This is a genomic window from Streptomyces sp. NPDC059828, assembly GCF_042731955.1.
GTDB lineage: Bacteria > Actinomycetota > Actinomycetes > Streptomycetales > Streptomycetaceae > Streptomyces.
In genome coordinates, this window is record NZ_JBHWIW010000069.1 from 1 (window position 1) to 13286 (window position 13286).

At 70.8% G+C, this 13286-nt stretch carries 11 protein-coding genes and 1 pseudogene; 8 read left to right on the plus strand and 4 right to left on the minus strand.

The annotated features are described in order from the left end of the window. Nucleotides 1-208 (plus strand): annotated as a pseudogene (locus ACFV6V_RS29085) (hypothetical protein); the annotation flags it as partial. Nucleotides 209-276: 68 nt separating this feature from the next. Here the strand turns inward: ACFV6V_RS29085 and ACFV6V_RS29090 are convergent. Then, nucleotides 277-1104 (minus strand): trypsin-like serine peptidase, encoded by an 828-nt coding sequence (locus ACFV6V_RS29090; protein ID WP_385570771.1) that lies wholly within the window; start codon nucleotides 1102-1104, stop codon nucleotides 277-279. Nucleotides 1105-1155: 51 nt separating this feature from the next. Continuing rightward, the gene (locus ACFV6V_RS29095) at nucleotides 1156-2106 is read right to left on the minus strand and encodes a helix-turn-helix domain-containing protein (protein ID WP_385570772.1); all 951 of its coding nucleotides are present in this window, start codon (nucleotides 2104-2106) and stop codon (nucleotides 1156-1158) included. 152 nt (nucleotides 2107-2258) lie between these two features. On the opposite strand from ACFV6V_RS29095, the gene ACFV6V_RS29100 reads away from it, so the two are divergent. Both ACFV6V_RS29100 and ACFV6V_RS29105 read left to right on the plus strand, forming a co-directional pair. After that, complete coding sequence (locus ACFV6V_RS29100) at nucleotides 2259-5108, plus strand: M4 family metallopeptidase (RefSeq protein WP_385570773.1); 2850 nt, start codon at nucleotides 2259-2261, stop codon at nucleotides 5106-5108. Nucleotides 5109-5305: 197 nt separating this feature from the next. Next, complete coding sequence (locus ACFV6V_RS29105; RefSeq protein ID WP_385570774.1) at nucleotides 5306-5860, plus strand: MarR family winged helix-turn-helix transcriptional regulator; 555 nt, start codon at nucleotides 5306-5308, stop codon at nucleotides 5858-5860. Between the two features lie 47 nt (nucleotides 5861-5907). Here the strand turns inward: ACFV6V_RS29105 and ACFV6V_RS29110 are convergent, their stop codons facing one another. Continuing rightward, a complete protein-coding gene (locus ACFV6V_RS29110; protein ID WP_385570776.1) occupies nucleotides 5908-6711 on the minus strand; it encodes a hypothetical protein in 804 nt (267 codons plus the stop codon). Nucleotides 6712-7118: 407 nt separating this feature from the next. Here ACFV6V_RS29110 and ACFV6V_RS29115 point away from each other — a divergent pair, with 407 nt between their 5' ends. From ACFV6V_RS29115 to ACFV6V_RS29135, 5 genes are read left to right on the plus strand one after another with little or no spacing between them, the layout of a single operon-like run. Further along, on the plus strand, nucleotides 7119-9848 hold the full coding sequence (locus tag ACFV6V_RS29115) for a nitrate- and nitrite sensing domain-containing protein (protein ID WP_385570777.1): 2730 nt from the start codon (nucleotides 7119-7121) through the stop codon (nucleotides 9846-9848). Further along, a complete protein-coding gene (locus ACFV6V_RS29120) occupies nucleotides 9845-10324 on the plus strand; it encodes a roadblock/LC7 domain-containing protein (RefSeq protein ID WP_385570779.1) in 480 nt (159 codons plus the stop codon). The genes ACFV6V_RS29115 and ACFV6V_RS29120 overlap by 4 nt, the downstream gene beginning before the upstream one ends. Next, complete coding sequence (locus ACFV6V_RS29125; protein ID WP_385570781.1) at nucleotides 10321-10773, plus strand: DUF742 domain-containing protein; 453 nt, start codon at nucleotides 10321-10323, stop codon at nucleotides 10771-10773. Before ACFV6V_RS29120 ends, ACFV6V_RS29125 begins: the two co-directional genes overlap by 4 nt. Continuing rightward, the gene (locus tag ACFV6V_RS29130; protein WP_385570782.1) at nucleotides 10754-11377 is read left to right on the plus strand and encodes an ATP/GTP-binding protein; all 624 of its coding nucleotides are present in this window, start codon (nucleotides 10754-10756) and stop codon (nucleotides 11375-11377) included. Before ACFV6V_RS29125 ends, ACFV6V_RS29130 begins: the two co-directional genes overlap by 20 nt. 26 nt (nucleotides 11378-11403) lie before the next feature. Beyond that, nucleotides 11404-12648, plus strand: a complete 1245-nt coding sequence (locus ACFV6V_RS29135; RefSeq protein ID WP_385570783.1) for a styrene monooxygenase/indole monooxygenase family protein — start codon at nucleotides 11404-11406, stop codon at nucleotides 12646-12648. A 30-nt stretch (nucleotides 12649-12678) separates the two neighbouring features. Here ACFV6V_RS29135 and ACFV6V_RS29140 read toward each other — a convergent pair whose 3' ends face one another. Next, nucleotides 12679-13275, minus strand: coding sequence for a dihydrofolate reductase family protein (locus ACFV6V_RS29140; RefSeq protein ID WP_385570785.1), 597 nt, complete (start codon nucleotides 13273-13275; stop codon nucleotides 12679-12681). Between the last annotated feature and the right edge of the window lie 11 nt (nucleotides 13276-13286).

Genomic DNA, 13286 nt, shown 5'->3' on the forward strand with positions numbered 1-13286 from the left:
GGCCGGGCCCGTGGCAGCCATCACCGGTGGCGGGACCACCGCGACGAGCACCGCCACCGCGACCAGCACCGTCAGGGGCCCGAGCCCCAAGCCCACGCCGAAGCCACCGGACAGCGGCTGGCAGGACCACGGTCGCCCCGATCACGGCCACGGACGCCCGGACCAGGGGAACCGCCCCTGCAAGGACAAGGGTTCCGGTCCCCGCTGAGCACGAGGCTCGCCGCAGCACCCCGCCTCCCGGGCCGTCGCCCCGGGGGGCACTGCTGTCCGACCTGTTCAGTGCCCCGGCCGTTTCACCGGTGCCCTGACCGCCTTCTCGTACAACGCACGGGCGCGGGAATCGAAGAGGGCCGCGGTCGACTCGGTGTCCGTGTCGCCGCCACTGAGCACACCGATCAGCCGCCCCGGACTGGCCGGTTCCGTGTAGTCGGCCAGCCAGGGGCTGCCGCTTGTGCCGTCCCAGAAGCCCTGGCACTCGATGCGGGCCATGCCGGACGTCTGGTCCGGATCATGACGGCTGTCCGTGGTGCAGCTGATCGGGCGGCCGTCCGGATTGTGTTCCTGGTTCGGGTATCCGACCACGGTGACACGGCGGCGCGGCGCGGACGACCAGTCGGGCGCGGCCGCACCCACCACATCCTGCACCTGACGTCCCCTGGCGTCCGGCTCCAGAGTCAGGAACGCGTAGTCGGCCTTCTCGTCCCCGTCCTTGCGCCATCGGTCGTCCACCTGGATCGCGGCGACCCGCCAGGTTCCGTACGGGGTCTCGCCCTTGTCCGGTCCCCGGAAGCCGGGTGCGAACGAGAAGTCGCTCGCGTACGTCCCGTGGGCGAAGACGCAGTGTGCCGCGGTGGCCACCACATTGCCGTGCGGGCTGGCCACGACGCTTGCCGTGCACCAGTGCTTGTCGGCGTCCATCAGCACCCCCACCGACGGGAGCCCGGCCGACGGTGTGGCCGATGACTGGGGTGTGGGCGGCTGGGCCTGGGTACGGGGCGTGGCCGAAGGAGGCCGCAACACGGCCGCGTGGGTCGGCGCCACGCACGCGGCGGCCGCCGTCAGCATGGTGAGTGCCGCCCACAGCACCGTCCGGTGCCCCTGCATATGCCTCAAACGTATTCGCCCCGCGTTCTCGTGCATGCGCTCCATCTTTGCTCACTCGGCGGTGAGCCAGCCCCGTAACGTCGCCTGGGCCCCTGCCTGGAAGCGGGTTTCCGCCCCCAGTGACTCCAGCAGCCGGCTGATTCGACGCCGGGCCGTGTGCACATGGACCCCCAGCCTGCGGGCGATCGCCTCGTCCTTGAGGCCCGAGGCGAGCAGGGACAGCAGTTCCCGCTGCGGTGCGGGCAGCGGCCCGTCGGAGCCGCCGCCGAGCGGAGTGGCGCGATCCCACACCGTCTCGAACAGCGGCACCAGCGCGTTGCGCAGCAGGGCATCATCGATCACCAGCGCCGAAGCGGTCGGTCCGGCCGACTCGTTCGGCGGCAGGAGGGTGGTGCGCCGGTCGACGGCGATGAGCCCGGTGGGTACGGCGGGTGCCACCCGGGCCTTGAGGCCCCGTTCCACCAGCGCCGTCAGTGCCCGCATACGCTCCGGTGCGCAAAGGCCGTCCCGGTCGAGCACCGTGCGCACCGTCACCCCGCGCTCCAGCAGTCCCTCGATGTCCAGGCCCGACAGCCGGTCCAGGATGACCACCTCGTGCTCCGCCGAGGCGAGCAGCACACCGGCTCGCTCCGCGATCTCCCGCCGCCCGGTGACCACTTCGATGCCGCTGCCCGGCGGCAGCCCGTCCGCGAGCTGGTCGGCGGCCATCCTCAGCCGTTCCAGCTCGGCGGACCTCAGATGCAGTTCCGCCTGCCGCCGGTGGATGAGGGTGCGGATCGCGGAGGCCGGGGCCGCCGGGCGGGGCAACGCTCCGCCGGAGTGCGGCGGCAGTGCGAGACCGTGCTCCACGAGCCGGTCGAGCGTCGTTTGCAGTTGGTCCTGTGGCAGTTCCAGCCGCTGCGCCAACTCCTCCGTCTCAGTGGCGTGTTCGGTGAGCAGGGCCTCGTATGCGCGTTCCTCGGCCGCTTCCAGGCCGAGGGTGCGCCATTCCGCCTCGATCATGCGCCGGATTCTCACAGCGAATTCACAGGACACACAAGTGTGCATACCCACTTGTGAACGCACTTGGCTCATTGTCGCGTTGGCGTCCCACATGTTGCATGGCCATGACCACCTGAACCGGCTCTGACCAAGCCACTGGAGGGGTACGTACTGTGCGCACGTTCAGCAGCAACCATGGGAGACCCGGATCCGGGATACCGAGGGGGGCGGGTATCGCCGCGCTCCTGGCCGCCGCGGGACTACTCGTCACCGCGGTGCCGGCCCAGGCCGTGACCGCGGCGGCGCCCCAGGCGCCGCACGCCGATGTCATCCCGGGCGAGGACACGGCGACTCCCGCCCTCGTCGACGGCCTGCGGGAGGCCGTGGACGCCAAGGCCGCACCCGCCGACGCGGCCATCGGGCACCTCGCCGCCAAGGAGAGCCGCTACCGCATCGCCGAGCCCAAGCGCGACCTCGCCCCCCTGGGGACGGTCCGGCACGGCGCAGACGAGACCGTACGGCTCCAGCAGAAGCACCACGGGGTACCGGTGCTCGGTGGCCAGTACGTCGTACGGATGGAGCGCGCGGACGGCAAGCGGGTCGTCACCGGCACCTCCGGCAAGTACTTCACCGGGTTGAAGGCCGAAACCGAGCCCACCGTGGCCAAGGACGTGGCTCTGAAGCGGGCCATCGGCGCCACGGCACGGCAGCTCGGCGGAAAGCTGACCAAGGCCGACGCGATCCGCAAGGAGGGCGAGAAGTCCGAGAAGGCGCAGGCGCTCAGCGGCTCCGTCGGCGGACTTGTCGTCATCCCGCGCGGCGAGGGCGTGCTCGCCTACCACGTGACCGTGCGCGGTACGAACCCGGCGACCGGTGAGCCGGTGCTCCAGCAGGTGTACGTGGACGCCGGGTCCGGCTACCCCGTGCTCCAGTACAGCGGTATCAGGACGCTGACCGCCCCCGCGAAGGCGACGGCGGAAGCCACGGAGCGCACGGCCGGCAAGGCGGGCAAGGCAGCGGACGACCCCGCAGCCCACCCCGGCACCACCGGCAGCGGCGTCCGGCTGAACGGCGCGAAGGTGCCGTTGGAGCTCTTCCAGGACACGGCCCGCGGCGAGTACGTCATGACCGACTACGCGCGGATGGCCGACAGCACCAAGAACACCCTCAGCACCTGGGACGCATCGGCCGTCGACGTCAACGACGCCGCCGGGACCTGGCCGGCCGGTATCAAGGTGTTCGGCTCCCCGGCCGCCGAGTTCGGCGCGGCGGCGACGGACGCCGGCGCGGTCGACGCGCACTGGGCCGCGGGCCAGGTGTACGACTACTACAAGAAGCACCACGGCCGTAACGGACTCGACGGACGCGGCACCAGCGTCAACTCCCTCGTCGGTGTGACGATGTTCGGCGGCTCGTACGTCAACGCCTTCTGGGACGGCCAGAAGATGGTGTACGGCTCCGGTGACGAGGAGTTCAGGCCGCTGTCGGCCGATCTCGACGTGGTCGGCCACGAGATGACGCACGGCGTGGTCGAGAACACCGCCAACCTCGTCTACGCGGGCCAGTCCGGTGCCCTCAACGAGGCCATCGCCGACTACTTCGGCAACGCGATCGACATCACCGCCTCCGGGCAGTCCATGGACGACCCCGACGCCGGACTGATCGGCGAGGACCTGTGCCGTACGAAGGCGGCGGGTGACTGCGCCTTCCGCAACCTCAACGACGGCGCCACCACGTCCAAGAACTTCCTGGGCGTGACCTTCGGCACCGACAACGGCGGCGTCCACCTCAACTCCACCATCTTCTCCGGTGCGCTGTGGGACATCCGGCAGGACCTGGGCGGTGAACTCGCCGACAAGATCGCCTACAAGGCGCTGTCCGAGTACATGACCCCGCTCGACGGCTTCACCGAGGGCCGCAACGCGGTGCTCGCGGCTGCCAAGGACCTCAAGGTCACGACGAAGCAGCTGAACGTCGTCAAGAAGTCGTTCAGCGCCCACGGCATCGTGCCCGGCTGGGAGGACGCCATCGGCGTCGACTCCGACCAGCTCCTCGGCAAGCTCAACATCAGCGGCACCGGCGTCCAGGCGGGCGGCGGCTGGTACGCCGTCTCCCAGTCCAACGACGACGGTTCCGAGCCGTACTCCGTCTGGGCCGGCCGCGCCGACGGCAAGGGCTCGCCCAAGCTGATCAGCCCCAACGACGGGCGCTACCACGTCTACCCGGCGACCGACGGCAAGACCGTCGTCTGGGTGGCGTACGGCACCACCAGCCTGGACATCCTGTCGCGGCCGCTCGCGGGCGGTCCGATCAAGAAGCTGTACACCTCGTACAACGACGTCTCCGGCCTGCGCGTGGAGAACGGCGTGGTGGTCTTCGAGTCGTACGGCTTCTTCGGTGACCGGCATGTGGCCTACCTGCGCTCCGGCGACACCCGGCCCACCTTCGTGGACGGCGGCGGCTGGTTCGACGGCACCGCGCTTCCGTCCATCGCCAAGGGCAAGCTGGCGTACGCCAAGCTGTACCTGGACGGCAGCGAGTTCAAGCTCGGGGTCGAGGTCATGGACCTGAAGACCGGTGGCAAGAAGATGACCGGTCAGCTCGGGGAGCCCCAGGGGCTCGGTCAGACCGGCATCAACGGCACCCATGTCTTCTGGCTGACCGACGAGATCATGGAAGACCAGGGCCAGATGGGCGTGCGCCGCGCGGACCTCGACGGCGGCAACGTCGTCGACATCAACCCCGAGGCCAAGCCCAAGGCGCTGATCGCCTTCGATCTGACGGTGTCCGACGAGGCCGTCACCGTCAGCAGCCAGCTGCCGGACACGCAGTACCGCAATGAGACCCTGCCCAAGCTGTGGCAGCTCACCACCGACGGCAGCCGCCTGGAGCGGGTCTCCTGCAACCGGGGCGAGCAGCTGTCGCCCGCGGCCCTCACGGGCAAGCAGGTGGTGTGGCTCGACGGTTCCACCGGCTGGACCAACCTGGTCACCCGTTCCCGGCCTGCGGGACTGTGCGGCTGACCCCGGTCACCGCACTCCCGCTCCCGCAGTGACAGGAGCCCCCGGCGCGGCCTCGCCGCCGTGCCGGGGGCTCTCCCTTTCGCCGCGTGGCCGGGGGTACTGACGGTGGCATGTGCCGATGTCGGGCCCTGGAATGCCTGGGGGGTGCCGATGCCCCAGGTGGTTCACGGCTGCGAAATACTGGACGAGCTGCGGCGATGACCGCCGCGAGAAGAAACCTTTGTCGACTGGCGTCGGTTGAGCGCGCGAGGAGTGCTGACGTGTCCGTAACCGGTGCGGGGAGTGGAGCGGAGCCCACGGGAGGCCGTGACGTGGACCGCGACTTCGAGGAGTTCCTCGCCCTGGAACGCGAGCTGGCCGTCTTTCTGCGCCGTGCCCGGGCGAACTCCGGTGAGATGGCCCGCGAGGTCCACCCCGAGCTGGAGCCCGCGGCCTACGGGCTGCTCGTACGCCTGGAGGAGGCCGGCCGCCAGCGCGCCACCGATCTCGCGGTCTACTTCGGGGTCGGCAAGGCGACCATGAGCCGTCAGCTGCGCGCACTGGAGCAGCTCGGCATCGTCGCCCGCGAACCCGATCCGGCCGACGGCCGTGCCTCGCTGGTCCGGCTCACGGACGAGGGCCTCGCGCGTTTCCGCAGCGTGCGCAACGCACGGCGCCAGACGTATGTACGAAAGCTGGCCGACTGGGACCGCGGCGAGGTCGCCGAACTGGCCCGGCTGCTGCACCAGCTCAACGCCCGCGCCGAGGGCTGAGCCGGGGGCCGAACTCCGCGCCGTGTACGTACGGCGGCGGCCGCGGCTCAGAGGCGTACGTACACCGCGGTCGCGTCGTCGTGGACCTTCCAGCGCCGGGCCCCGGCCCGCGCTCCCTCGCGTACGGCGTCGGCCTGCTCCAGGGCCCGCACCCGCCCGACCAGCCCCAGCGGGCCCTCTGTGCGCAGCAGCCCCATCAACTCAGGCCAGCCGCCGCTCTCGAACAGATCCGTCCAGCGCGATGCCCCGTCGGTGAGCGCCGCCAGCGCCCCCACCCGGGAGCGCGGCGTCCGGCCCGCCACGGCACGGTCCGCCACCTCCGGATCGGCCGCCGCCGTGAAGAAGCCGCCCTCCTGATTGCGCAGAGCGTCGGTCGCGCTCAGCGAGCGGAGGGTCTCGCGCGGAATCAGGTCCAGACGGTCGTCCCGCACCGCCGACACCTCACCGTCCGGTGACTCCAGCAGCAGGGTCGAGTCGGACAGCACGAGGTGCTCCACCCACCGCTCGTCCCAGCGGGCGGCGGCCACCGTCGCCTGGGGGGTACGCACGTGAGAAAGGTCACAGCTGTCCCGGTGGGCGTCCGCGGTGCGCCGGATGGACAGGGCGAGGATCTCGGTCAACGGGATATCCCGTCGCGAACCGGACAGTTCGATCAGTGCGCCACCGAGTCGTGCGGTGAACCACGGCACACCGTGCACACAGCCGTCGTCCCCCGGTGGCGGCGTCACCCCGTCCAGGACGACCAGGCAACCTCCCAGGCCCGAGGCGGGGACGGCGAGGGAAGCCCAGTCCTCGTTGGGGCGTTCGGGGTGACCGGGCTCTGAGGCGAGTGAGGCGAGTGCGCGGTGCATGAACCGCAGTCTGCCTCAGTGGGCACGACACCTTCACGAAGTCCGCCAGAAGCCGCAATCGGCCTGTACTACCCACTCCGACCAGCGGTTTTGGCCGGAATGATCACTTCACCCGAGGTGCGGGCGCGCATCCTGCCAAAGCCTGCGCCCAAGGTCCACCCGGAGCGTTGCGGGCCCGCCGGACCCGCCTGCTGACAAGTTGTTGACCAACTCCGGAGTGATGTTCACTCGTTCGGGTGGCGGACTGGGCGATGCGCGTCCCGCTCCCAAAAGCGCTGGAATGGTCGTAAGCCGTACCGGGGTGGGGGCGAGTCGTGAGATGACCGGCCGTCACCTCTGCTTCATGGGTGGACGAGTCGAGATTGCGAGCACCGGTGCAGGAGAAACGGCCTCGGGGCACGAGCAGCATGCCCAGCACGGCGTCGTCGGGTCAGTCGGGTCAGGAGTCGACCGCGCCCACGACCCCCGTCGAGCCCTCCGGGACCCCCGAGACCTCTCAGGTCCAACCCGTCCGGGCTGACGGCGCGACCCCTGGGATCGTCACCAGCGGCCGCCCTGTACGGGTACGCCGCAGGCTTGTCGCGGGTGTGGCCGTTGTCTCCCTCACGGTGGTCGCCGCCGGAACCCCGGCCGTCCTCGCCGCCTCCACCGATCTGACCGGGTCGCAGCGGCTCGTCACCCTCGCCGAGCTGAACGGGCAGGCCGTCACTCTCGCCCACTCCCTGGCCGACGAGCGCGACGAGGTCACCGCGTACATCGCCGCGGGCCGGGAGAACCAGAAGGGCGACAAGAAGAAGCACCGGGAGATCTCCGGCAGCCGCAGTGCCCGCGTCGACCGCCAGATCGACGAGATCCGGGGCAGCGTGGCTTCCGGTCACGCCGAGCTGAGCCGCGACCTCGGCACCGTGCCGTCCATTCGGCGCACCGCCCTCAGCGGCAAGGGCACCGCCCTGGAGGCGCACAAGGCGTACACCGGCATCATCGAGGCCCTTCACGCCCTCGCCGACGAGCTCGCCGAGCAGACCCCGCCGCGCGCCGCCGACGCCGTCCGCGCACCCGCCGCACTGGGCCTCGCCGTCGAGCAGGCAGCCGCGAGCCGCGGGCTGCTGACCGCCGCGCTCTCCATCCCCGTGCCCGAGGACGAGGGCCCGGCCTTCGACCCGATCACCGGGTTGCCCGTCGAAGACACGGAAGACGACGAGAACGGAAAGGGCGGCAACGGAGACAAGGCCGACAAGGCTGCGGAGGCCGCCCGGGGCGCGCTCAGCGCCGCCGCCCAGCAGGCCCGGGTCCGTGAGCTCGCCGCCCTCGCCGACTTCGACCAGGCCGCGAACCCCGAGGACGGCGGACGGTTCTCGTCAGCCGTCACGGGCCCCGAGGTCAGGGCCGCCGAAGAGTACCTCGCCCGCCTCACCGACCAGCCCGAACTCTCCGACAGCGAACGCGAACTCGCCGCGAGCACCTCCGGCCGCGACAAGGTCGAGTCGGCGCTGTCCGCGCGCGTTGAACAGATGCGTGGAGTCGAGTCCGCACTCGCCTCCGCCCAGGTCGGGCGGCTCGGGCAGCTCCGCGATGACGACGTCACCGCCCTGGAGCTGCGCATCGCGCTGCTCGGCGGCTGTCTGCTGATCGCCGTCGGCATCAGCGCGGCGGTCGCCCGCACGCTCACCCGCCCGCTCGCGGTACTGCGTATCGGCGCCGCCCGGATCGCCGCCGCGCCCGTCCCCGAGACCGAGGAACCGGTCCGCTTCACCGGCCGCAACGACGAGTTCGCCCAAGTCGTACGCAGCCTCAACACGCTCCATGGAAAGCTGGCCGACCTCGCGGAACGGGCCGCGCGGCTGGACTCCTCCCAGGAGGACCTGACGGCGGCGCGCGGAGAGCTGTCCGCCCAGCGCTCCGAACTCCAGGCCCGCACGGCCGAGCTGACCACGGAGCTCGAGCGGCTGCGCGAACTGGTGAGCCACACCTTCGTGAACCTCTCGCTGCGTACCCTCGGGCTCGTGGAGCGGCAGCTCGGTGTCATCGAGAAGCTGGAGCAGCGCGAGCAGGACCCGGAGCGGCTCGCCACCCTCTTCAAGCTGGACCACATGGCGACCGTCATGCGCCGCCACAGCGAGAACCTGCTCGTGCTGGCGGGGGCGGAACACGGGCACAGCCATCCGGGGCCGGTGCCTCTGGTGGACGTCATGCGCGCGGCCGTGAGCGAGATCGAGCGCTACGAGCGCGTCACCATCCAGTCGCTGCCGCCGCACACCCAGGTGGCCGGGTTCGCCGCGGACGACCTCAGCCACCTGGTGGCCGAACTGCTCGAGAACGCCACGTCCTTCTCACCGCCCGACGCCCAGGTCCAGCTCTCCGGCTGGCTGCTGGAGAGCGGCGAGGTGATGCTGTCCGTCCAGGACGAGGGCATCGGCATGACCCAGGAGCGGCTTGCCGAGCTCAACGCACGGCTCGCCGCATCCGACCCGCGCGCCGATGCCGCTGAGGGGGAGAGCCTCGGCCTGCGGGTCGCTGCCCTGTTGGCCCGCCGTCACGGCGTACGTGTGGAGCTGCGCGAGCAGAAGCAGGGCGGTATCACCGCCGTCGTGGTCCTCCCGGAGGCCATGCTGCCGACGGTGCCGCCCACCGCCGCACCGCAGTCGCCCCCCGTGCCGGGCGCGGCGCCCGCGCTGAACCTTCCGGGTTCGGTGGCGGAGGCCAACTCCAACACGCTGCCGGGCCGCCGTACGGGAGTGCCGGAGCCGGAGCCGGCGCCGACGCCCGGAGAGCCCGAGGGCTCCGAGCCCACCGAGACCACGCTCCAGTTCCGTATGCCCACGCCACCGTCCGAGCCGGACGCCCATGGGCGTGCGGACGACGAGGTGGACGGGGTGGACGGGGTCGACGAACCGGTCACGGACAAGGGCCTGCCCAAGCGCACACCCAAAGTCGTCGCCCAGCCCGCCCCGCCCCGCAGGACCGGCGGCTCCGTCGACGCGGAGCAGCTTCGGCGCCGACTCGGCGGCTTCCACCAGGGAGCCAAGGAGGGCCGCCGTGATGTGGAGGCGGAACTGACGGCAGCAGTAACCGAGAAGCAGCAGAGCGAGGAAAGCCACGAGTCGGGGGGGACTATCGAGGAGGAGGCACGACGTTGACCGCGACCGGCACATTCGGGCTCAGCAGCGAGGCCCGCAACCTGCAATGGCTGTTGGGCAACCTGGTCGAGGAGGTTCCGGGAGTACGATCCGTCGCCGTCGTGTCGTCGGACGGACTGCTGCTGCTGTCGTCCGACCCTGCGCACAACTCCGCCCCGGACACCCCTCGCCCCCTGGGTCCGCGCGGCTCCAGTGCGGACCTCGCCACCATCGTCTCCGGAATCGGCAGCCTCACCATCGGGGCGGCCCGGTTGATGGACGGCGGCGGGGTGAAGCAGAGCATGGTCGCGATGGAGGAGGGCAGCCTCTTCGTGATGTCCGTCAGCGACGGTTCGCTGCTCGGCGTGCACGCGGCCCCGGACTGCGACATGAGCGTCGTCGCCTACCACATGGCGCTGTTCGTCGGCCGGGCCGGCCATGTCCTCACCCCCGAAGTGCGCAGCGAGCTGCGCAAGTCGATGGAGAGCGCCCGGTGACGCCCGCCGCTCAGCCCGCACCCCGGATTCCCGCACCGCGGCTCCCCGTACGCGGCGAGGGCAAGAGGCCCGCGCGGGTGCGCCCGTACTCGCTCACCGGTGGCCGCACCCGCTTCGGGCACGTGCTGCTGGTCGAGACGTTCGTCGCCGCGCTCGACGCCGACGAACGAGCCCTTCCCCACGGGGCCGCCGGGCGCAGGGAGCTGACGAACGGCAATCTCACCTCCCGCGTGATGCCGGAGATGCGGGCCATCGTCGAACTGTGCCGCCGCATGCGCACGGTCGCCGAGATCGCGGCCATGCTGACCATGCCGCTGGGTGTGGTCCGGGTGCTCCTCAGCGACCTCGCGGATCAAGGGAAGATCCGTGTGTACGGGACCGGGCACGGTACCGGTCAGCCCGACCGCGCACTGCTCGAAAGGGTGCTGAGTGGACTCCGCCGTCTCTGACCTCCTCGCCCCCGTGGAGGACGACAACGTACAGCCCTGGCAGAACGACCGCAGCCGAGCCCCGATCGCCACCAAGATCGTGGTGGCGGGCGGGTTCGGAGTCGGCAAGACCACCTTCGTGGGGGCGGTCTCCGAGATCACTCCGCTGCGGACCGAGGCGCTGATGACCCGGGCCAGCGAGGAGACCGACGATCTCACCGCGACACCCGACAAGCTCAGCACCACCGTCGCGATGGACTTCGGCCGGATCACGCTCGATGACGACCTGGTGCTGTACCTCTTCGGCACGCCCGGCCAGCAGCGGTTCTGGTTCATGTGGGACGACCTGGTGCGTGGTGCGATCGGTGTCGTGGTGCTGGCCGACACCCGCCGGCTCAAGGACTGCTTCCCCGCGCTCGACTACGTGGAGAGCTGCGGACTGCCGTACGCCGTGGCCGTCAACCACTTCGAGGGGACCCCGGCCTATGAGGCGGAGGACGTGCGGGAGGCCCTGAGCATCCCCGCGGACATCCCGGTGGTCATCATGGACGCGCGCAAGCGGATCACGGTGGTCGAGTCACTGCTCGCACTGCTGCGGCACGCGCTCGACGTCACGCCCGAATGAGTTTCCTGTCAACGAAAGAGACGGCCATGCGGAAGATCCTCATCGTCGGTGCCGGGCAGTCCGGACTGCAGCTCGCCCTCGGCCTCCAGGCGCACAACTACGACGTCACCCTGATGTCCAACCGCACGGCTGACGAGATTCGTTCCGGCCGGGTCATGTCCACCCAGTGCATGTTCGACACGGCTCTCCAGCACGAGCGGGACCTCCAGCTGGGCTTCTGGGAGTCCCAGGCCCCGAACATCGAGGGCCTCGGTGTCTCGGTGGCCGGGCCCGAGAGCGCTCGGGTCATCGACTGGGTGGGCAGGCTCGACGGCTATGCACAGTCCGTGGACCAGCGGGTGAAGATGGCCGGCTGGATGGAGACCTTCGCCCAGCGCGGCGGTCAGCTCGTCATCCACGGGGCGGCCGTCTCGGACCTGGACTACTTCTCGCGTACGTACGACCTGGTGCTCGTCGCGGCGGGCAAGGGCGAGCTGGTCTCCATGTTCGCCCGGGACGCCGCCCGCTCCCCGTTCACCGAGCCGCAGCGCGCCCTCGCGGTCTCCTATGTCCACGGCCTCGCCCCGCGCCCGGAGCACCCGGACTTCGACGCGGTCCGCTGCAATCTGGTCCCGGGCGTCGGCGAGCTCTTCGTGATTCCGACCCTCACCACCTCCGGCCGCGCCGACATCCTCTTCTGGGAGGGCATTCCCGGCGGCCCGCTCGACGCCTTCCAGGGAGTGAAGGATCCGGCCGAGCACGTGGCCCTCACGCTGGAGCTGATGGAGACGTTCACCCCGTGGGAGTACGCCCGCGCCACCAAGGTCGAACTCACGGACGCGGGCGGCACCCTGGCCGGCCGCTATGCGCCGACGGTCCGCAACCCGATCGGCCACCTCCCCGGCGGCGGGCTCGTCCTCGGTGTCGCCGATGTCGTGGTCGCCAACGATCCGATCACCGGCCAGGGCGCCAACTCGGCCTCCAAGTGCGCCGCCTCCTACCTCGCGTCGATCACCGAACACGGCGACCGCCCCTTCGACGAGGCGTGGATGCGGTCCACGTTCGACCGCTACTGGGAGAACGCCCAGCACGTCACCAAGTGGACCAACGCGATGCTCGGCGTCCCCCCGGAGCACGTCCTGAACCTGATCGGCGCGGCGGGTGAACTCCAGCCGGTGGCCGACCGGTTCGCCAACGGCTTCAACAACCCGACGGACTTCGAGGACTACTTCTACGACCCGGAGAAGGCTGCGGCGTACCTGGGTGAGGTGGCGGGCGCGGCCCGGTCCTGACGTGTGTGACCGGTCCCCCGGGCAAGCGGCCTACTGCCCGGGGACCGGGCGGTACGTGCACACCTGGGTACCCGTGCCGCTGGTGACCGAGGAGACCAGTTCGAGGGTGTGGCGGGTGCCTCCGGCCGGGAAGATGGTCTTTCCGCCGCCGAGCAGCACCGGCATGATCATGAGCCGGAGTTCGTCGACCAGGCCCTCCTCCAGCAGCGTGCGCGCAAGCGTGGGGCTGCCCATCACCAGGAGGTCGCGGCCCTCCTTGGCCCGGAGTTCGGCGATGCGGGGGAGGGCTTCGTCGCCGGGGATGCGGCGGGTGTTGACCCAGGTCAGACGGTCCTCGCTGAGAGTGCTGGACACGACGTACTTGGGGACGGCGTTCATCCGGTCGGCGAACGGGTCGCCGGCGCGCTCCGGCCAGGCCGCCGCCATGGTCTGCCAGGTGCGGCGGCCGAACAGCAGGGCGTCGGCGTTGGTCAGGGCGGCGTCGAAGGCGCCGCCGACCACCTCCGGATCGAAGAACGGGTGCGACCAGCCGCCGTGGGCGAAGCCGCCGTCGGTGTCCTCGTCGGGGCCGCCGGGGGCCTGTACGACGCCGTCGAGGCTCATGAACTCACTGATCACGATGCGCATGGGGGGCTCGC

What these genes read in the sequence shown, in the direction of transcription:
- ACFV6V_RS29110 (WP_385570776.1), bottom strand. Translation starts at nt 6,711, where the DNA reads ATGCACCGCGCACTCGCCTCACTCGCCTCAGAGCCCGGTCACCCCGAA.
- ACFV6V_RS29135 (WP_385570783.1), top strand. Translation starts at nt 11,404, where the DNA reads ATGCGGAAGATCCTCATCGTCGGTGCCGGGCAGTCCGGACTGCAGCTC.
- ACFV6V_RS29095 (WP_385570772.1), bottom strand. Translation starts at nt 2,106, where the DNA reads ATGATCGAGGCGGAATGGCGCACCCTCGGCCTGGAAGCGGCCGAGGAA.
- ACFV6V_RS29105 (WP_385570774.1), top strand. Translation starts at nt 5,306, where the DNA reads ATGACCGCCGCGAGAAGAAACCTTTGTCGACTGGCGTCGGTTGAGCGC.
- ACFV6V_RS29090 (WP_385570771.1), bottom strand. Translation starts at nt 1,104, where the DNA reads ATGCAGGGGCACCGGACGGTGCTGTGGGCGGCACTCACCATGCTGACG.
- ACFV6V_RS29115 (WP_385570777.1), top strand. Translation starts at nt 7,119, where the DNA reads ATGCCCAGCACGGCGTCGTCGGGTCAGTCGGGTCAGGAGTCGACCGCG.
- ACFV6V_RS29140 (WP_385570785.1), bottom strand. Translation starts at nt 13,275, where the DNA reads ATGCGCATCGTGATCAGTGAGTTCATGAGCCTCGACGGCGTCGTACAG.